Consider the following 19,046-nt stretch of genomic DNA (forward strand, 5'->3'; position numbering starts at 1 on the left):
CCTAGCCCAGTCCGACGCGCAGACAGTCGTGGATATGCAGCAGCCCGCGCGCCACGCCCGGTTCCGCCGGATCGACCACGAAAAGCGAGGTGATCTTGCGCGCGTTCATGATAGCCACCGCTTCCTCGGCCAGCGAGTCGGGGGCGATGGTGGTCGGGTTGGCGGTCATCACCTGGGCGGCGGTCTTGTCGAGCAGGCCCGACATGTGACGACGCAGGTCGCCATCGGTGACGATTCCGGCCAGATGTCCGGCGCCATCGGTCACGCCGACCACGCCAAACCCCTTGCGGCTAATCTCCAGCAGCGCCTCGCTCATCGGGGTGTCGGCGGCGATCAACGGTACCGCCTCGCCGCCATGCATCAGGTCTGACACCCGGCTGAGCCGCGCGCCCAGCTTGCCGCCGGGATGGAAGACGCGGAAGTTCTCGGGCCGGAAATCGCGGTACTTCATCAGCGCGATGGCCAGTGCGTCGCCCATGGCCAGCGTCAGCGTGGTCGAGATCGACGGCACCATGCCAAAGCCGCAGGCCTCGCCCAGCGCCGGGATCAGCAGATGCACATCGGCCTGCTGCATCAGCGAGCTCTCAGATTTGCTCGACAGCCCGATCAGCGGAATGGCGAAGCGGCGGGTAAAGGCCAGCAGATTGGCCAGTTCCGGCGCCTCGCCCGAGTTCGAGATGGCCAGAACCACGTCATCCCCGGAGAGCATTCCCAGATCGCCATGGCTCGCCTCGGCCGGGTGCACGAAATAGGCGGGCGTGCCGGTGCTGGCCAGCGTCGCGGCGATCTTGTGGCCGATATGGCCCGACTTGCCAATGCCCGAAACGATCACGCGCCCCTTGGTGCGCAGGATCAGCTCCACCGCCTCGGCGAACCCGTCGCCCAGGCTCTCGGACAGCGCATCAAGCGCCCGGGCCTCGTCCAGCACGACCTGGCGTGCGGTGTCGATGAAAGAGCTGCGATCGGTCATGAGTGGGCAAAGATATCGGTTTCGGGCCAGCCCACAAGGTCGAGCCGCGCCCGTGTAGGCAGGAAATCGAAGCAGGATTGCGCCAGATCGGCGCGGCCTTCGCGCGCCAGCCGGCCATCCAGCGCCTCGCGCAGGCGGTGCAGATAGAGGACATCGGAGGCGGCATAGTCCAGCTGCGCCTCGCTCAGCGTCTCGGCGCCCCAATCGCTCATCTGCTGCTGTTTCGAGATATCGACGCCCAGCAACTCCTGGCACAGGTTCTTGAGCCCGTGGCGATCGGTATAGGTGCGCACCAGGCGGCTGGCGATCTTGGTGCAATAGACCGGTGCGGTCAGGGCGCCAAAGGCGTGATAGAGCGCGGCAATGTCGAAACGGCCGAAGTGGAACAGTTTCAGCACCTCGGGGTTTTCCAGCATCGCACACAGGTTGGGCGCGGCGGTCTGGCCCTTTTCTACCTGCACGATATGGGTGTTTCCGTCGCCGCCCGACATCTGGATCACACAGAGACGGTCGCGATGGGGGTTCAGTCCCATGGTCTCGCAGTCGATGGCCACCACGGGGCCCAGATCCAGCCCGTCGGGCAGGTCGTTCTTGTAGAGATGATTTGCCACGGAAATGTCCTTTGCACCGTATCGGCCCCGAAATAGGCGCTTTGTGCGCCGAACTCAACTGCGGGGAAGGGGCAGGACGGTTCCAAGGCTTTGTCGGCAGGACAATCTTTCACGGCAGACCGCAGGCGGCGCGCGTGGAATGAGTATTTATGACCAGAAAGAAGCAGCAGCATTCCGGCTTCTTTCTGGTTCGAAATACTCCCGCCGGAGGCTCCTGCCCTCGCGGCTGGCGCTGAGGGCAGGGAAGGGGGGCATGCTGGCCGCGTTCAGTAGGGCGCCTGGATATCGTTCATCGAGACAAACACTGTTTTCATCTCGGAGAAGTGGTTGATCGCCAGTTTCGAGTTTTCGCGGCCCACGCCCGACTGTTTCGAACCGCCAAAGGGCGCCTCGACCGGGGCCAGGTTATAGCTGTTGATATAGCAGGTGCCCGCTTCGAACCCGGCCACCATCCGATGGGCGCGGGTAATGTCGCGGGTAAAGACGCCCGCGGCGAGGCCGAATTCGGTGGCATTGGCGCGCTCCAACACCTCTTCCTCGGTGTCGAAGTCGAGTACCGACATGACCGGGCCGAAAATCTCTTCCCGCGCGATGGTCATGTCATCGGTCACATCGGCAAACACGGTGGGCAGCAGGTAGAACCCGTCGCGATCCAGCCGGGTGCCGCCATAGACCAGCCGGGCGCCCTCGGCCTTGCCCTTGTCGACATATCCCAGGACGATGTTCATCTGCGCCTCGCTGACCATCGGCCCGAAATTGGTGGCCGGGTCCATCGGGTCGCCGATCACCGCCGTTGCCAGACGCTCGGCCAGGCGGGACAGGAACGCCTCCTTGATGCCCTTCTGCACAAACACGCGGGTCCCGTTCGAGCAGACCTGACCCGAGGAATAGAAGTTGCCCAGAATGGCGCCCGAGACCGCGTTTTCGATATCGGCGTCGTCAAACACGACCAAGGGCGACTTGCCGCCCAGTTCCATCGTCACGTGCTTGATGCTTTCGGCGGCGGCGGCATAGACCCGGCGCCCGGTGGGGACCGAACCGGTGAGCGACACCTTGGCGACGCGCGGATCGGTGACCAGGGACGCGCCGACATCGCCATAGCCCTGCACAACGTTATAGATACCCTTGGGCGCCCCGGCCTCGATCAGGATCTCGGCGACCTTGAGGGCGGAAAGAGGGGTGGTTTCCGATGGCTTGAACACCATCGTATTGCCGCAGGCCAGCGCCGGGGCGCCCTTCCAGCAGGCGATCTGGGTGGGATAGTTCCAGGCGCCGATGCCGACGCAGACGCCCAGCGCCTCACGGACGGTATAGGCGAAATCACCGCCGCCCAGCGGGATATGCTCGCCGGTCAGCGACCCGGCCAGCCCGCCGAAGTACTCCAGCGCATCGGCGCCCGAGGTGGCATCGGCAACGGTGGTTTCCTGAATGGGTTTGCCGGTGTCATGGGTCTCGATCACCGACAGGTCGTGGTTGCGGGCGCGCATGATGTCGGCGGCGCGGCGCAGGATGCGGCCACGTTCGGTCCCGGTCATCGCGGCCCATTGCGCCTGCGCCTGCCGCGCGGCCTCGAGCGCCTGATCGATGATCGCGGGTGTGGCCGAGTGCAACCGGGCGATCACTTCGCCGGTGGCGGGATAGATCACGTCGATCACGGCGCCTGCCGTGTCCTCGACATAGGCGCCATTGATGAAATGGCTCGCTTCTGGCTGGAACTTCATGATGCGTCCTTTGTGCCGGTGCCGGAGATGTTGGGGAGTCGTTGCGGATCTTCTACGAGCATGTTGATTGGCCAGTCAATAAAAAAAGATTCGGGCGAAAGGAGTGGCGATAAACGGGCAGAGTTGAAAATGTTCACTAAATGTTCTATATTGGATCTATGGAACATGGAGGGTGGATGCCATGACTCAGCATTACGACGCCATGCCCCAGATGGGGCCGAGCAACGATTATCATCTGCTGCCGGTGACCGAGAAACAGTTGCGCTTTGCGCGATCGATCGCTGCCCGTGCCTCGCTGGACATCCCGATCGAGGCGCAGCGCGACCGGCGCATGTTGTCGGCTTGGATCTCGGCCCATCGCGCGCCCGAATCCTCTCCCTTCGACCGGTATCCCTCGGGCAAGCAGGTCGCCTATGCCGAGCGGATCGCACGGGCCAAGCGGCGGGCCGTGCCCTCGGAATGTTTCCACGACAAGGCGGCGATGTCGGCCTGGATCGACCGCAACAAGTGATCGGTGTGATCGGGGTGTTGACTTAACTGACAAATTTAGTCAGATATAAGCAAAGCCAGACCGGCCGGCACGGCCCGTCAAGCCGCGCCTGACAACATCCAAGGATATTCGCCATGAAAACCCGTGTCTTCGCCGCTGCGGCGCTGGCTTTGTCGTGTTCCGTGCCCGCCTGGGCTGCCGACCGTGCCGCCGTTCTGACCACCTATGCCGACATTGCCGAGGCCAAGTATCAAGACAGCCTGATCACCGCCCGCGCGCTTCAGGTTGCGGTCGATGCGCTGATCGCCGATCCCTCGGCCCAGACGCTGGCCGCCGCCAAACAGGCCTGGCTTGCCGCCCGCGATCCCTATCAGCAGACCGAGGTTTATCGCTTCGGCAATGCCATCGTCGATGATTGGGAGGGCAAGGTGAATGCCTGGCCGCTGGACGAAGGGCTGATCGACTATGTCGATGCCTCCTACCCCGGGGCGAGTGATGAAAACGGCTATGCCGCGCTGAACGTGATCGCGACGCCTGTGTTCGACCTGTCCGGTACGACCGTCGACGCCAGCCAGATCACGCCCGAGCTGCTTTCGGGCACCCTGCACGAGGCGGACGGGGTCGAGGCGAATGTAGCGACCGGTTATCACGCCATCGAGTTCCTGCTCTGGGGACAGGATCTGAACGGCACGGGCCCGGGCGCGGGCAACCGGCCCTGGACCGACTACGCGCCCGGTGCCGATTGCACCGGCGGCAATTGCGACCGGCGTGGCGCCTATCTGCAGGCGGCGACCGATCTGCTGATCTCGGATCTGGAATGGATGGCCGCGCAATGGGCGCCGGGCGGCGACGCCCGTACCTCGGTCACGGCGGACGAGACCGCTGGCCTAGTGGCGATGCTGACCGGCATGGGCAGCCTCAGCTATGGCGAACAGGCGGGCGAGCGGATGCGGCTGGGCCTGTTGCTGAACGATCCCGAGGAAGAGCATGACTGTTTCTCGGACAACACCCACAACAGCCATTACTTCGACGGGCTGGGTATCCGGAACGTCTATTTGGGCAGCTATACCCGTGTTGACGGCACGGTGATCTCGGGCGCCTCGCTGTCCGATCTGGTGGCTGATGCCGACGCGGCGCTGGATGCCGAGGTCAAGGACAGGCTCAACATCACGATGGACGCGCTGGGCGCCATCCGCAGCGCCGCCAAGGGCGGGTTCGCCTATGACCAAATGCTGGCGCGCGGCAATGCCGAAGGCGAGGCGCTGATCATGGCGGGCGTCGACGGGCTGGTCGAACAGGCCCGTTCGTTCCAGCGCCTGTTCCCGGTGCTGGGCCTCGACGACATCGCTTTCGAAGGCTCGGAGTCGCTCGATAACCCCGGCGCTGTGTTTCACTAATCCCATCCTCAGCACAGCAAGCGACACATGCCCGCCAAGCTGCTCATCCAAGAAAGTAGCATCATGACTTACAGACATTTCGCGGCGCTGACCGGCGCCGCCGCTCTCTTTGCGGGCGCAGTGCAGGCGCAAGAAGCGCCCGGCTTCACCTGGGAAGGTTCGCTGGAGCTGGAATACGCCCGCACCTTCAAATCGGACACGCCGGGCAACGAATTCGGTGCCGCCACCGGTACGCTGGAGTTGTCGGGGGCCTATCGGTTCAACGATACTTTCAGCGTCTTTGCCGCCCTGACCGGCGAGAGCCTGAATGACCCCACCCCCGGCGACCGGAACTTCACCGACTGGGGCCTCTATATCAAGGAACTGGGTGTGCAGATCGAAACCGGTTCGGCCAGTTTCCAGCTGGGCAAGGTCTCGCCCAGCTTTGGTATCGCCTGGGATCAGACGGCGGGATTCTTTGCCGCCGATCTGGCCGAGGATTACGAGCTGACCGAGCAGTTGGGCGCGCTGGTCGCCGTCGATCTGGGCGCGGCGGGGATGCTGCATGCGGGCCTTTTCTATGCCGACGACACCGCGCTGAGCCGGTCGGCCGGGTTCCGTCGGGCGCGCAATAGCACTGCGTCGGGTGGCGCGGGCAATACCGGGCAGCTCGACAATGGCGCGGTGACGTGGATCAAGTCCTTTGGCGGGACCGAATTGCGACTGGGTGTACGCCACCTCAGCCGGGGCGCGGGGGATGTGAAATCGGAAAACGGGGTGGTGGCCAGCCTGTTTCATTCCTTTCATCACATGCCGCTCGACCTGTTTGCCGAGGTCGCCAGCTTCAGCGGTTATGGCGGTACCGCTGATGACGCCACCTATGCAACGCTCAACGCCGCCTATGCGCTGGGCGACGTGACCCTGTCGGGCACCTACGCCCGGCGCGATATCGACAGCACCGGGTTGACCGAACTGTTTTCAATCGGGGCTGAATACGAGTTTGGCGAGCGCTACCTTGTGGGCGCGGCGTTGGCGCGCGTGGAAGAGGCGGGTGCCACAGACCATGTCTTCGGGATCAACTTCGAGATCGCATTGGGCGTATGAATATTTGGGGGCCTCATATCGTTCAGGCGCGGCGCGCGGTCGCGATCTTTTGTCGAGGCCTCCTTGTGTTGATGCCTGCGCTGTCACTCCTTGGCCTCACCGCAGAGGCCGAGCCGCGCAGCGCGGATGACCGCCAGAGGATTGCCGCCGTCACCGCCCCGGCAACGGGGTTCACGGTGGCGGAACCCTTTGAACAGTTGCCCGGTGGCGCCGCCACGGTATCGGGCGATCTGGGGCGCGATGCCTTCTCGCGCCCTTCGGCCAATATGAGCTTCGAGCGGGAACTGGATTTCCACCTGGGTCAGGCCCTGTTTGACAAGCTGTGGGTGGCGTCACCCTCCTCGACCAAGGCATCCGACGGGCTGGGGCCGCTCTACAATGCGCGCAGCTGTCAGGCCTGCCATATCCGCGACGGGCGCGGTCAGGTTTCGGGTGGACCGGGGCTGGTGCTGCGGATCGGCAGGGTCCGGGGTGACGGGGTGCTGCCCGATCCCCTGTTCGGACTTCAGATACAGGACAGCGCCGTGCCCGGCCTACGGCCCGAGGCACGGATCGCGGTGAGCCAAGCCGAGACCGAGGTCACCCTGAACGGGGGCGAGGTGGCGGTTCTGCGCAAGCCCCGATACCGGCTGGACGCGGCCGAGGGCACGCTGCACGCCGAAAGCACGCTCAGCCCCCGGCTGGCACCACAGATGATCGGGCTGGGCCTGCTCGAAGCGATCCCCGAGGCCGAAATCCTGGCCCGTGCCGATCCGGACGACCGGGATGGCGATGGCATATCGGGGCGGCCCAACCGGGTGCACGATCCGGAGACCGGGCAAGAGGCGCTGGGCCGGTTCGGGTGGAAGGCTGGCGCGGCCTCGGTCCTGGATCAGACCGCCGCTGCCTTCGCCTCGGATATCGGCATCTCTTCTCCGCTGCGCCCCGCGCCCTGGGGCGATTGCACCGAATTGCAGGTGGAATGCCGGGCTGCCCTGCATGGCGATGGTGATCCGCGCGGCGCCGAGATCGACGGCCCGGCGCTGGCGCTGACCGCGTTCTACAGCCGCAACCTTGCCGTGCCGGCGCGGCGGGATGTGGATGACCCCGACGTGTTGCGGGGCAAACGGGTGTTCTATGGCATCGGCTGCCCGGCCTGTCATGTCCCCAAGCATGTGACCGCCCAGCTGAGCGATCAGCCCGAGCAGAGCTTTCAGCTGATCTGGCCCTATACCGACCTCTTGCTGCATGACATGGGCGCAGGGCTGGCCGACGAGTTGCCGCAGGGTCTGGCCAGCGGGCGCGAATGGCGCACCGCTCCGCTCTGGGGGATTGGCCTGACCGAACAGGTCAGCGGGCAGGCGCGTTTCCTGCACGACGGGCGGGCGCGCACATTGCTTGAAGCGGTGCTTTGGCACGGGGGCGAGGCTGCGGCGCAGCGCGACCGGGTGATCGCCCTTGCGCCCGAGGACCGCGCCGCCCTGATCCGGTTTCTGGAGAGTCTCTGAGATGAAGCAGCTTGTTGCTCTGATCCTATGCCTTGCCGCCGCGGCAGCATCCGCCGACCCTGTCGATCAGGTGCTCGACGTCCATGTGTTGCCGGGGTTTGCGCGGCTGGCTGACGAGACAGCGTTGCTGGCCAACGCCGCCGATGCCGGGTGCGAAGAGCGCGACCCTGACTTGCGCGCGGCGCTCAACGGCGCGCTGCGCGCCTGGGCCGGGGTTAGCCATCTGCGCTTTGGTCCGACCGAGGCGGAAAACCGCGCCTTTGCGCTGGCCTTTTGGCCCGACAGCCGGGGCATGACGCCCAAGGCGCTGGCGGGGCTGATCGCGGCAGAGGATCCGGTGGTGCAGGAGGCGGAGGGTTTCGCCCAGGTCTCGGTCGCGGCGCGCGGGCTCTATGCGCTGGAGTTCCTGCTCTATGACGAGGGTCAGGCGGGCAACGACCCCTATCACTGTGCCCTGATCCGCGCCATCGTGCGCGACAGTGCGGGGCTGGCACGGGCAATGGCGGCGGACTGGCATGACCGTTACGCGGCGCTGATGCGCGCGCCGGGGCCGGACAGCCCCTATCGCAGTCGCGACGAGGCGATGCAGGAACTGTTCAAGGCGCTGGGCACCGGCTTGCAGATCACCGCCGATCTGCGTCTGGGCCGGCCCTTGGGCAGTTTTGCCAGGCCGCGCCCGAACCGGGCCGAGGCTTGGCGCGCAGGTCTGTCCCTCTTGCTGGTCATCGAGGCATTGCACTCGCAGCGCCAGCTGGCGCTGCTGCTGGCCGAAGAGGATGCCGGGCTGAAAGCCCGGCTTACCGATGCCTTTGACCGGGCGCTGGGGGACGCTGCGGCGCTGGATGATCCGGCATTGGCCGGTGTCGCCACCCCTGCCGGGCGGTTCCGGGTCGAGGCATTGCAACAGCGTGTCAACGAGATCCGGCAGGTGGTGGCCCAGGAGCTGGGGCCGAAACTGGGGGTTTCGGCGGGGTTCAACGCATTGGACGGGGATTGAGCGATGACCACACGACGCGGATTTCTGGCCGGGTTGGCGGCGGCAGGGCTGACCCCGCGCGCCGGTTGGGCCGATGCGGGCGCCCCCGCTTTCCTGAGCGCCGGGCGCGTCGCCGATGGTGCCTACAACCTCTATGGTCTGGATAGGCGCGGCAGGCCGCTGTTCCACCTGCCGATCCCGGACCGGGGTCATGCCGCCGCCGCCCATCCCCAGCGGGCCGAGGCGGTGGCCTTTGCCCGTCGCCCGGGCCGGTTCGCGCTGGTGCTGAACTGTGTGAGCGGGGCGGAAATCGCCCGGCTGAGCGCGCCCGAGGGGCGGCATTTCTATGGTCATGGCGCCTTTGATGCCGAGGGCCGGGTTCTGTTCACCACCGAAAACGATTACGAGGCCGGGCAGGGCCGGATCGGGCTGTGGGACGCCGGCGCGGGCTATCGGCGGATCGGCGAGGTTGCTTCGGGCGGGGTCGGCCCGCATGACATCCGCCTGATGCCGGACGGGCAGACACTGGTGGTGGCCAATGGCGGGGTGGAAACACACCCCGACACTGGCCGGGTCAAGCTGAACCTGCCGGTGATGCAGCCCAACCTCAGTTACCTTTCGCTGGCGGGAGAGGTGCTGGAGGTGGTGCGGATGCCCCCCGAGCATCGGATGAATTCGATCCGTCATCTTGACCTGCGCGCCGACGGGCTGGTGGCCTTTGCCATGCAGTGGCAGGGCGAGGGCACCGAGCTGCGCCCGGTTCTGGGCCTGCACCGGCGCGGCACCGCGCCGGTTGCGGTGACGGGAAACGAGGCGGAAATGCGCGCGATGAACGGCTATGGCGGCAGTGTCATTTTCTACGACCAGGGCCGGCGCGTCGCGGTCTCCTCCCCCCGGGGCGGGATCGTGCAGCTGAGCGATGTCGCGGCGGGCCGGATCATCGGCGGTGTCGCGATCACCGATGTCTGCGGGCTGGGCGTCACCGGCGGCGGGTTGGTCGCCTCGTCAGGCAGCGGTGTCTTCACCCGCGTGGGTGGTAAGGAAGCCAGCCGTTCCGAGATTGCCTGGGACAATCACCTGGTGGCGGTGAACCGCGCCTAGACAGGCTCAGTGCGTGGCCAGATGGTCCTCGCCCCGGGCACGGGCCAGGGCGATCTGTTTCTGCCGTTCGCGGAACCGCATTTTGTCGGCCTCCGAGGTCTCGTCGATGCACAGGTGGCAGCTGACCCCATGCTCGTATTCCGGGCGATTGCGATCCTCGGGCAGGATCGGGCGGCGGCAGCCATGGCACAGCTCGTGCGGCCCCTCGACCAGCCCGTGCCCGACCGAGACCCGGTTGTCGAAGACGAAACATTCGCCCTGCCAGGTGCTGTTCTCGGCTGGTACCTCTTCGAGATAGCGCAGGATACCGCCCTTGAGGTGATAGACATCCTCGACCCCCTGACCCAGCAGGTAGTTGGTCGACTTCTCGCAACGGATGCCGCCGGTGCAGAACATCGCCACGCGCTTGTTGTGGAACCGCTCCTTGTTGGCCTCCCACCAGGCGGGGAAATCCCGGAAACTTTCGGTCATCGGGTCGATGGCGCCTTCGAAGGTGCCGATGGCGACCTCGTAATCGTTGCGGGTGTCGATCAGCACCACATCGTCCGAGCGGATCAGGTCGTTCCAATCCTCAGGTTCGACATAATGGCCGACGCGCGCGCGCGGGTCGACATCCGGCTGGCCCATGGTGACGATCTCTTGCTTCAGCCGCACCTTCATCTTGCCAAAGGGCGGGTGGTCGCTGGTCGCCTCTTTCCACTCCAGGTCAGAGCAACCCGGCAAGGCGCGAATATGGGCCAGCACCGCGTCGATCCCGGCGCGCGGTCCGGCGATGGTGCCGTTGATCCCCTCTTTGGCCAGCAGCAGCGTGCCCTTGACCCCTTGCGCCAGACACAGGTCCAGCAGGGCGGGTTTCAGGTCGGCCGGGTCGGCGAACCGGGTGAAGTGGTAGAGTGCGGCGATCGTGTACATGCCCGCGCCATACGCCGCGCCGCGTGTGATTTCAAGAGGCGCGGCAAGGGGGGAAACATGCGTTTTCGATGTTGTTTTATTGGTCTTCACTGGCCAGTGCGAGGCCGTGAACCACCGCGGTGAATACTTCGGAATCCTGTTGTTCGGCGCCTGGCAGGACGCGCGCCAGCGCGGCGCGGATCACCCCCATCAGGCTGGATCCGCCGACAAACACCACCTGATCGACGCTGTCCGGGCCAACCCCGGCATCGCGCACCGTCTGCATGGCGCAAGTGGCGATCTCATCGGCGAAACCGGCCAGCGCCGCCTGCATCGCCGCATTTCCCAGATCGGCGCCCAGGCCGCGTTCGACGATATCCAGCGCGATGCGGCCCGCTGCGGCCCCATTTGCGGCGATCTTGCCTGCCTCGACCGCATAGGCCACGTCATGGCCCAGATGCGATTCCAACACCTCGGCCAGGCGTTCGAACAGGCGGGGTTGTTCGGCAAGCCGCACCCAGCGCCGTACCTCGCGCAGGGTGGCAGGGTCATAGACAAAGGCGATCTTTTCCCAGCTGGCCAGATCGTGGAACAGAGCCCGGGGGGCGCTGTGGCTGGCCTCGCCCAGCTCGGCCCCGATCTGCGCCTCGTATCCCAGCAGGGGCATGGCGTGATCCAGGCTCAGCACCCGGTCGAAATCGGTGCCGCCGATGCGCAGACCCCGGCTGGCCAGCATCCGGGTGGTGGTGCCCCGCCGGTCGCACAGGGTGAAATCCGAGGTGCCGCCGCCGATGTCGACGATCAGCATCCGCCCCTGACCCGCCACCGCCAACGCGGCAGCTTCGGGTTCGGGTAGAAAGCAGACCTCGCTGAACCCGGCCATCAGATAGGCATCGTGCAGATCGGTACAGGCCTGCGCGTCGCGCTCGGCTGAGGCAGAGTGGAAATGCACCGGACGGCCCGACAGGGCGCGATCAAAACGCTCTCCGCTCAGCCGTTCGGCGCGCGTCCGAATCTCGGCCAGAAAGCGGGCGATGACCTCGATCAGGGTCAGCCGCTCGTTCAGGAACATGCGGGGTTCGCGGGCCAGCGGGGTGCCCAGAATGCTTTTCAGCCCCCGCAGAAAGCGGCCCTCTTGCCCGTCCATCATGGCCCGGGCGGCGTCGGTGCCATAGACATAGCGGCGCGCGGCAAAGTCGATGAAGACGGCGGTCGGCAGGGTCTGTGCGCCCGGCTCCAGCGGCAGAACCCGGGGATGACCCGCCTGTACCAGCCCGGCGGCGGTGTTGGACGTTCCGAAATCCACGCCAAGACGTGCCATGATTCCTCTCCCGGTTTTTGCGAAAGACGCCCGGATATCGCAGGGCGGCAGACAAGGCAACGGGGGTTTTCCCACATCGCCCGGCGCGATGGGTGCTTTTCCGGCATAACGCCACGCGCTAGGCTTGCCCCCAAAAGGGAGGCGCAAATGCATGGCCTGATCGTGATCGACGTCCAGAACGACTTCTGCCCCGGCGGTGCCCTGGCGGTGCCCGAAGGCGACGCGGTGGTGGCGCCGATCAACGCCATGATGAAGGATTTCGACGCGGTGGTCCTGACGCAGGATTGGCACCCGGCGGGGCATTCCTCTTTCGCTTCGTCCCATCCGGGCCAAGCACCGTTCGAGATGATCGAGATGGCCTATGGGCCGCAGGTGTTGTGGCCCGACCATTGCGTGCAGGGCAGCCCCGGCGCTGCGTTTCACCCGGCGCTGCGGACCGATGCCGATTTGATCCTGCGCAAGGGGTTCCGCGCCGCGATCGACAGCTATTCGGGCTTCTTCGAAAACGACCGCAGCACGCCCACCGGCCTCGAGGGCTATTTGCGCAGCCGGGGCATCACCCGACTGACGCTGGCCGGACTCGCCACCGATTTCTGCGTGCAGTATTCGGCGCTGGATGCGGCGCGGCTGGGCTTTGCCGTCGAGGTGCGGATGCAGGCCTGTCGCGCCATCGATCTGGACGGGTCGCTGGCGGCGGCGATTGCCGCGATGAAGGCGGGCGGGATTGCTCTGACCTGAGATCTGGTTGCGATTTGTTAACGGACTGACCGGTATAGATTGGGGGCGAAAGGTCTTGATCTATCCTTGGGGTCGCCGATGCATGTTGCCGGGTCGCCCGATGTCGACCACCTGTCTGAATACGAACGAAGATACAGCCGGCGCGGCCTGCTGATCCGCTACGCACGCGGGCGGGTCAGGAATTTCGCCGGTCGTCAGATCATGACATTCGCCGGCAGTTTCATTCTTGCGATGACTGAGGGTCTTCATACCGCCATGTTGGCGGCCTTTGCCGCCTTGCTGGGCGAGGTGATCGACTGCCTCTACCTGCACCGGCTGCCAGAGCGCTTGCGCCAGGGTCAGGGTTACCGCCGCCTGCTGATTGGCAGTACCCTCACCGCCTTAGTTCAGGCGCTGACGATCAGCTTTTGCGTCTGGCTGGCCTGGACAGGCGCGCGCAGCGGGCTGTCGCCGCTGTTCATCGGGTCGTTCCTGGCAGGGGCTGCGATCAATGCCGGGCTTGTGCTTCCGTTTCATCGCCCCGCCGCCGTGGCGCGTCTGGCGGTCTATGCGGGGATCGGCCAATACCTGTTCCTGATCGAGGCGATGGAGCCGGGGCGGCTTGGCGACGCGCTGTTGCTCAATGCCGCCGGTGCGGTGATGTTGGCCTTCATGGTTGGCCTGTTCCTGAATTTCGTGAACTGGGGCTTTCGTCAGCATCGCCGGACTACGCTGGATTTGATCGAACAGGGACGTGACCTGCTGCGACATCAGAAGGAGGCGCAACTGCTGTCGCTGGTCGCCCGCAACGCCAATGACAGCGTCATTCTGGCAGATTCCGAAGGCCGCATCGTCTGGACCAACGAGAGTTTTACCCGCACCACCGGGTATTCGCTGGACGAAGCCAAGGGGCGCTATCCCGGCGAGTTGCTGAATGGCGACAAGACAGACCTTGAGGTTTCGAATGCGATTGCCGATGCCGTCGAGGCCGGCCGCCCGTTTCGAACCGAGATATTGAATGTGACCAAGGACGGTCGCGAGATCTGGATGGAAACCAATCTGGTGCCGGTGCTTGACCGGAACGGCAAGGTCGAAGTCACCGTTGCGATCGAGCGTGACGTGACAGCCGCCAAGGCGCAGGCCGAGGAACTGGCCGCCGCGCGCGTCGCCGCCGAGGAGGGCGCGCGCGCCAAGGCCGAGTTTCTGGCCACTATGAGCCACGAGATCAGGACGCCGATGAACGGCGTCGTGGGTATGGCCGAGCTGTTGTCGGAAACCAAGCTTTCGATCGAGCAGCGGCAATATGTCGATACCATCCGAAGCTCTTCGACCGCCTTGCTGGCGATCATTAACGACATTCTGGAACTGTCGCGCCTGGATGCCCGGAAGATGGAATTGCATCCGGTGAATTTCGATCCGGTGTCCTGTGTCAGGGACACCATGCGCCTGCTGAAACCGCAGGCGCAGGCCAAGGGGCTGAGGCTGTCTCTTGAAACAGGGGCCGATGTTCCCCCCCTCGTGTATGGTGACGATGGGCGATTGCGCCAGGTTCTGATCAATCTGCTTGGCAACGCGATCAAGTTCACCGAACGCGGCGGTGTGACCCTGCGTTTGCGGTCCGAGGCGCAGGACCCGGGATATCTGTTGACGCTCGAGGTCGAGGATACCGGCATCGGCATCGCCGCCGAAAAGATCGAGAGGGTGTTCGAGCGGTTCTCGCAGGCGGATGCCGACACCACGCGTCTTTACGGCGGGACCGGCCTTGGGCTGACGATCTCGCGCGAGCTGGTTGCGCTGATGGGCGGTCGGATCACCGTTGACTCGACGCTTGGGCAGGGGTCGTGTTTTACGCTGTGCCTGCCGTTGGGGTCGCCCGATGACGACGCCGGACAATCAGATGGGCAGGTGCTGTCACCGGCTGAGCTTGACCGGTTGCGCGGCCTGCGTGTGCTGGTTGCCGATGACAACCGTGTCAACCGTTTGCTCATGGGCAAGTTCCTGGCCGATCTGCCGATCCGCCTGGACTTTGCCCATGATGGTCAGCAGGCGGTTGCCATGACGCAGCGGCAAAAGCCTGACATCGTGTTCATGGACATGTCGATGCCGGTGATGAGCGGCATCGAGGCGACCCGGCAGATCCGTGCCGCAGAGGGCAGGCAGCCCTTGATCGTGGCGCTGACCGCAAATACGTTCGACAGCGACCGCGAAGCCTGTCTTGCCGCCGGGATGGACGATTTCCTCAGCAAACCGGTGGGCCGGGCAGATCTGTTCCGGTGCCTGCTGCACCATTTGCCACCCACCGACGCGGCACCAAGAACCGCATCCGGCTGATCTTGCGCCGCAATCCCCGGGCGAATTGCCATGGCGGTTCGGCTGGCGTATCCATGGGTGATCCATTCCGAACGAGGGCCATCCGTGGACATCGCAACCCGCGTCTATAATCACAAGTGGAAGATCGACCCGATCGTCCGGTCGCTGATTGATACCGATTTCTACAAGTTGCTGATGTGCCAATCGGTGTTCCGCAACAAGCCCGACACTCAGGTCACCTTTTCCCTGATCAACCGCACGATGCGGATCCCGTTGGCCCGTATCATTGACGAGGGCGAGTTGCGCGAGCAGCTCGATCATATCCGCTCGCTGCGGCTGAGCCGGGGCGAGAGCACCTGGTTGCGTGGCAATACCTTTTACGGCAAGCGGCAGATGTTTAGGCCGGACTTCATGGAATGGTTCGAGGGGCTGCAGTTGCCGCCCTATCATCTGGAACGCCGCGACGATCAATATGAGCTGACCTTCGAGGGCAACTGGCCCGAGGTGATGCTGTGGGAGATACCGGCGCTGGCAGTGCTGATGGAACTGCGCTCGCGCGCGGTGCTGCATGACATGCGCCGGTTCGAGCTGCAGGTGCTTTATGCCCGCGCGATGACCCGGGTCTGGGAGAAGATCGAACGCCTGCGCGGGATCGACGGGCTGACCATCGCCGATTTCGGCACCCGGCGGCGGCACTCCTTCCTCTGGCAGGACTGGTGCGTGCAGGCGATGATCGAGGGGCTGGGCGCGAAATTCACCGGCACCTCCAACTGTCTGATCGCGATGCGTCGCGAGGTCGAGGCGATCGGCACCAATGCGCATGAACTACCGATGGTCTATAGCGCCCTGGCCGAGACCGACACCGAACTGGCGCGCGCGCCCTACGACGTGCTGAGCGATTGGCACGAGGAGCATGACGGCAACCTGCGCATCATCCTGCCCGATACCTATGGCACCAAGGGGTTCCTCGACCGGGCGCCGGACTGGCTGGCAGGCTGGACAGGCATCCGGATCGACAGTGGCGATCCGGCCGAGGGGGCGGAAACCGCCATCTCCTGGTGGAAGGATCGCGGCGAGAACCCGACCGACAAGCGTATCATCTTCTCGGACGGGCTCGACGTGGACAAGATCGCCGAACTGCATGCCCGGTTTTCCGGGCGGGCCAAGATTTCCTTCGGCTGGGGCACCCTGCTGACCAATGATTTCAGGGGCCTCGTGCCGGACGATGGGCTGGCGCCGTTCTCGCTGGTGTGCAAGGCGGTCTCGGCCAATGGGCACCCGACGGTGAAACTGAGCGACAATCCGGAAAAGGCGATGGGTCCCGCCGACGAGGTCGCGCGCTACAAGCGGGTGTTCGGAGTGGGGCGGCAAACCAGCTATGCGGTCGAGGTGTAAACCGAAATCCGGCACGGATTTCGGATCGTTTTCCGTTCCGGAAAACGGGCCGAATTTCAGTTTGAAATTCGGCGCCCCGCCCGCGATCTGATCCTTTCGCGCCAAACGATCATGAGCCCACCACCCGCGATGAAGAACGCCCCAGGAAACAGGTCGGCCCAGGGCGTTTCGTCAAACACCAGCCAGCCCGCGACAAAGGCGATGGGAATGCCGAAATAGCTGAAGGGGGCCAGATTGCTCTGCTCGGTCATCCGGTACGAGGCCACCAGACACAGCACCGCTGTCCCTCCGAACCCTCCCATTGCCGCAATCCATCCCAGGTCGGACCATTGAGCAAGCGGAGTGAACCCACCGCTCAGCAATGCCAGCGCCAATGCCCCGACCAGCGCGGCCACAACCGAATAGAGGTTGATCAGCGCGCTTGGCACCGCGCTGTCCATCTGCCGCGCCGACACCCCGGTCAGCGCATAGAGGAATGCGGCCCCCAGCGGCGCCAGCGCATCCGGCGTGAAACTGTCACTGCCCGGCTTCATCACCAGAAGCACCCCGGCAAACCCGAGCAGCACCGCCGCCCAGCGCATCAGCCCCACCCGCTCGCCCAGCAGAGGTACCGCAAGTGCGGTCATGAACACCGCATTGGCATAGGTGATGGTCGAGGCGGTGGCAAAGGCCAGCTTGCCCAGCGAATAGTAGAACAGGAACTGGGCAAAGGTCACATAGACCCCGCGCATCAGCCCCAGCCGCCACTGCCGGATGCGCCAGGGCCGCCCCGCCCGATGCCACCCGGGCGAGGACCACAGTGCGATCACGCTGGGAAAGACGCCGAAGAAGTTGCGATAGGCCGACAGCTCTGCCGCACCATAGCGCGGCGACAGGTATTTGATGATCAGCCCCATCATGTCGAACAGGACCAGCGCCAGCAGCGACAAAAGGATGGCAAGAACCACGTTATCTCCGCTGCGCGCGTTCATCCTCAGCCGTGCCGCGCGGCGACGGTCTTGAGCTGCGAGAAACCGTAGAGCGCTTCGAAGCCTTTCTCGCGTCCGTGGCCGGATTTGCCGACCCCGCCAAAGGGCAGTTCGACCCCGCCGCCGGCACCGTAATTGTTGACGAAGACCTGTCCGGCCCGCAACCGCTTGGCCAGACGCATCTGGCGCGCGCCGTCGCGGGTCCAGATGCTGGCGACCAGACCGTAATCGGTGCCATTGGCGATGGCGATCGCCTCTTCCTCGGTGTCAAAGGGGATCAGGACCTGTACAGGGCCGAAAATCTCGTCTCGGGCCAGCGCATGATCGGGGGGCACATCGGCGAACAGCGTCGGTCGCACATAGGCCCCGGTTTCGGGGGCGTGGTCCACGATCCGGCCCTGTGCCGCGATGGTCAGGTCGGCGCCCTTGTCCAGAAACCCGGTCACGATCTCCTTTTGCCGGGCCGAGATCAACGGCCCCACCCGCAGATCCTCCATCGCGGGGCCAACCGTCAGTTCGGCATAGGATGCGGCCATGCGAGCCTTGACCTCTTCATAGACCCCGCGCTGGGCCAAAATGCGGGAAGAGGCCGAGCAGGTCTGACCGGCATTCTGGCACCCCGCATTCACCAGGAACGGCAGCGCGGTATCCAGATCGGCATCGTCGAACACCAGCTGCGGCGACTTGCCCCCCAGTTCCAGCGTGACCGGCACCACATTGCGCCCCGCCGCCTGCTGCACCAGCGCGCCAGTGGCGACCGATCCGGTGAACGAGATATGGTGCACGCCGGGATGAGCGGACAGTGCCGCGCCCGCCTCGGCCCCCAGCCCCGGCACCACGTTCAGTGCACCTGCGGGCAGCCCCGCCTGTTTCGCCAGATCGGCAAAGGCCAGCGCGGTCAGACAGGCCTCTTCGGCCGGTTTCAGAACGCAGGCATTGCCCATGGCCAGCGCCGCGCCGACCGAACGGCCGATGATCTGCATCGGATAGTTCCAGGGCACGATATGTCCCGTGACCCCGTGCGGTTCGCGCAGGGTATAGACGGTATAGCCCTCGAGATAGGGAATGGTCTCGCCCATCACCTTGTCGGCGGCACCGCCGTAGAATTCGCAATACCGCGCCAGTGCCACCGCATCGGCGCGGGCCTGGGTCAGCGGTTTGCCGACATCCCAGGCCTCGATCACTGCCAGATCCTCGACCCGCTCCAGCACCAACTGGCCCAAACGGGACAGGATGCGGCCCCGCTCGGTCGCGGTCATCCGGCCCCAGTCACCGGCCAGCGCGGCCTCGGCGGCTGTCACCGCCGTGTCAATATCGGGTGCGGTGCCACGGGCGATGCGGCAGATTTCGGTCCCGTCGGACGGGTTGATCAGCGGCAGGGTATCGCCACCCCGGGGGGCCTGCCAGCGGCCTCCGATCAGGCAGAGGGTGGGATCGAACCAGAGGGGTAGGGTCATTTCGGTCTCCTTGTCGAAGGCAAAGGAATAGCTGTGGCTTTGCAGTGGGGTCAGCGCAGCGCCCCGGCTCAGGTCGCGCAATCCAGGCAGACCGGGCAGCAGTTGGTCCCAGAACCCTGCCGCGCGCGGTGCCCCGGCAGAGACACCCAGC

Annotated in this window: 16 protein-coding genes; 9 read left to right on the plus strand and 7 right to left on the minus strand. The window is 65.1% G+C overall.

Features of this window, described 5'->3' with window-relative positions:
* Position 1: 1 nt before the first annotated feature.
* The 3 genes from SPO_RS00415 to betB form a co-directional block, all read right to left on the minus strand.
* Positions 2-970 carry a KpsF/GutQ family sugar-phosphate isomerase gene (locus SPO_RS00415; RefSeq protein ID WP_011045855.1) on the minus strand — a complete coding sequence of 323 codons (969 nt, stop codon included), beginning with the start codon at positions 968-970 and terminating at the stop codon, positions 2-4.
* Entirely contained in the window at positions 967-1,581 is a 615-nt protein-coding gene (locus SPO_RS00420; RefSeq protein ID WP_011045856.1) for a ribonuclease D, read from the minus strand. Before SPO_RS00420 ends, SPO_RS00415 begins: the two co-directional genes overlap by 4 nt.
* 266 nt (positions 1,582-1,847) lie before the next feature.
* Complete coding sequence (gene betB, locus SPO_RS00425) at positions 1,848-3,302, minus strand: betaine-aldehyde dehydrogenase (protein ID WP_011045857.1); 1,455 nt, start codon at positions 3,300-3,302, stop codon at positions 1,848-1,850.
* A 181-nt stretch (positions 3,303-3,483) separates the two neighbouring features.
* Here betB and SPO_RS00430 point away from each other — a divergent pair, with 181 nt between their 5' ends.
* The 6 genes from SPO_RS00430 (at position 3,484) to SPO_RS00455 (ending at position 9,836) form a co-directional block, all read left to right on the plus strand.
* A complete protein-coding gene (locus SPO_RS00430) occupies positions 3,484-3,813 on the plus strand; it encodes a hypothetical protein (RefSeq protein WP_044027756.1) in 330 nt (109 codons plus the stop codon).
* Positions 3,814-3,926: 113 nt separating this feature from the next.
* Positions 3,927-5,189 (plus strand): imelysin family protein, encoded by a 1,263-nt coding sequence (locus SPO_RS00435; protein WP_011045859.1) that lies wholly within the window; start codon positions 3,927-3,929, stop codon positions 5,187-5,189.
* 63 nt (positions 5,190-5,252) lie between these two features.
* A complete protein-coding gene (locus SPO_RS00440; RefSeq protein ID WP_044028884.1) occupies positions 5,253-6,272 on the plus strand; it encodes a porin in 1,020 nt (339 codons plus the stop codon).
* Positions 6,273-6,343: 71 nt separating this feature from the next.
* Complete coding sequence (locus SPO_RS00445; protein WP_051420295.1) at positions 6,344-7,759, plus strand: di-heme oxidoredictase family protein; 1,416 nt, start codon at positions 6,344-6,346, stop codon at positions 7,757-7,759.
* Between the two features lies 1 nt (position 7,760).
* Positions 7,761-8,756 carry an imelysin family protein gene (locus SPO_RS00450; protein WP_011045862.1) on the plus strand — a complete coding sequence of 332 codons (996 nt, stop codon included), beginning with the start codon at positions 7,761-7,763 and terminating at the stop codon, positions 8,754-8,756.
* Between the two features lie 3 nt (positions 8,757-8,759).
* Positions 8,760-9,836 (plus strand): DUF1513 domain-containing protein, encoded by a 1,077-nt coding sequence (locus SPO_RS00455; RefSeq protein WP_011045863.1) that lies wholly within the window; start codon positions 8,760-8,762, stop codon positions 9,834-9,836.
* Positions 9,837-9,842: 6 nt separating this feature from the next.
* Here SPO_RS00455 and SPO_RS00460 read toward each other — a convergent pair whose 3' ends face one another.
* Together SPO_RS00460 and SPO_RS00465 are read right to left on the minus strand one after the other, a co-directional pair.
* Positions 9,843-10,748 carry a rhodanese-related sulfurtransferase gene (locus SPO_RS00460; protein ID WP_011045864.1) on the minus strand — a complete coding sequence of 302 codons (906 nt, stop codon included), beginning with the start codon at positions 10,746-10,748 and terminating at the stop codon, positions 9,843-9,845.
* 76 nt (positions 10,749-10,824) lie between these two features.
* The gene (locus SPO_RS00465; protein WP_011045865.1) at positions 10,825-12,048 is read right to left on the minus strand and encodes an Hsp70 family protein; all 1,224 of its coding nucleotides are present in this window, start codon (positions 12,046-12,048) and stop codon (positions 10,825-10,827) included.
* Positions 12,049-12,195: 147 nt separating this feature from the next.
* Here SPO_RS00465 and pncA point away from each other — a divergent pair, with 147 nt between their 5' ends.
* The 3 genes from pncA to pncB all read left to right on the plus strand — a co-directional run bounded on the left by pncA (position 12,196) and on the right by pncB (position 16,470).
* Positions 12,196-12,786, plus strand: a complete 591-nt coding sequence (gene pncA, locus SPO_RS00470) for a bifunctional nicotinamidase/pyrazinamidase (protein ID WP_011045866.1) — start codon at positions 12,196-12,198, stop codon at positions 12,784-12,786.
* Positions 12,787-12,864: 78 nt separating this feature from the next.
* Entirely contained in the window at positions 12,865-15,096 is a 2,232-nt protein-coding gene (locus SPO_RS00475) for an ATP-binding protein (RefSeq protein WP_011045867.1), read from the plus strand.
* Between the two features lie 30 nt (positions 15,097-15,126).
* Positions 15,127-16,470 carry a nicotinate phosphoribosyltransferase gene (pncB, locus tag SPO_RS00480; protein WP_011045868.1) on the plus strand — a complete coding sequence of 448 codons (1,344 nt, stop codon included), beginning with the start codon at positions 15,127-15,129 and terminating at the stop codon, positions 16,468-16,470.
* A gap of 56 nt (positions 16,471-16,526) precedes the next feature.
* Here the strand turns inward: pncB and SPO_RS00485 are convergent, their stop codons facing one another.
* The gene (locus tag SPO_RS00485; RefSeq protein ID WP_230981756.1) at positions 16,527-17,417 is read right to left on the minus strand and encodes a DMT family transporter; all 891 of its coding nucleotides are present in this window, start codon (positions 17,415-17,417) and stop codon (positions 16,527-16,529) included.
* A gap of 26 nt (positions 17,418-17,443) precedes the next feature.
* Entirely contained in the window at positions 17,444-18,895 is a 1,452-nt protein-coding gene (locus tag SPO_RS00490) for an aldehyde dehydrogenase family protein (protein ID WP_011045870.1), read from the minus strand.
* Between the last annotated feature and the right edge of the window lie 151 nt (positions 18,896-19,046).

Source organism: Ruegeria pomeroyi DSS-3 (assembly GCF_000011965.2).
Lineage (GTDB): Bacteria > Pseudomonadota > Alphaproteobacteria > Rhodobacterales > Rhodobacteraceae > Ruegeria_B > Ruegeria_B pomeroyi.

Excerpts from the sequence above, each read along its gene's own strand:
- SPO_RS00440 (WP_044028884.1), top strand. The coding sequence starts at position 5,253 with ATGACTTACAGACATTTCGCGGCGCTGACCGGCGCCGCCGCTCTCTTT.
- pncB (WP_011045868.1), top strand. The coding sequence starts at position 15,127 with ATGGCGGTTCGGCTGGCGTATCCATGGGTGATCCATTCCGAACGAGGG.
- SPO_RS00490 (WP_011045870.1), bottom strand. The coding sequence starts at position 18,895 with ATGACCCTACCCCTCTGGTTCGATCCCACCCTCTGCCTGATCGGAGGC.
- betB (WP_011045857.1), bottom strand. The coding sequence starts at position 3,302 with ATGAAGTTCCAGCCAGAAGCGAGCCATTTCATCAATGGCGCCTATGTC.
- SPO_RS00465 (WP_011045865.1), bottom strand. The coding sequence starts at position 12,048 with ATGGCACGTCTTGGCGTGGATTTCGGAACGTCCAACACCGCCGCCGGG.
- SPO_RS00435 (WP_011045859.1), top strand. The coding sequence starts at position 3,927 with ATGAAAACCCGTGTCTTCGCCGCTGCGGCGCTGGCTTTGTCGTGTTCC.
- SPO_RS00460 (WP_011045864.1), bottom strand. The coding sequence starts at position 10,748 with ATGTACACGATCGCCGCACTCTACCACTTCACCCGGTTCGCCGACCCG.
- SPO_RS00415 (WP_011045855.1), bottom strand. The coding sequence starts at position 970 with ATGACCGATCGCAGCTCTTTCATCGACACCGCACGCCAGGTCGTGCTG.
- SPO_RS00450 (WP_011045862.1), top strand. The coding sequence starts at position 7,761 with ATGAAGCAGCTTGTTGCTCTGATCCTATGCCTTGCCGCCGCGGCAGCA.
- pncA (WP_011045866.1), top strand. The coding sequence starts at position 12,196 with ATGCATGGCCTGATCGTGATCGACGTCCAGAACGACTTCTGCCCCGGC.
- SPO_RS00430 (WP_044027756.1), top strand. The coding sequence starts at position 3,484 with ATGACTCAGCATTACGACGCCATGCCCCAGATGGGGCCGAGCAACGAT.
- SPO_RS00445 (WP_051420295.1), top strand. The coding sequence starts at position 6,344 with ATGCCTGCGCTGTCACTCCTTGGCCTCACCGCAGAGGCCGAGCCGCGC.
- SPO_RS00455 (WP_011045863.1), top strand. The coding sequence starts at position 8,760 with ATGACCACACGACGCGGATTTCTGGCCGGGTTGGCGGCGGCAGGGCTG.
- SPO_RS00475 (WP_011045867.1), top strand. The coding sequence starts at position 12,865 with ATGCATGTTGCCGGGTCGCCCGATGTCGACCACCTGTCTGAATACGAA.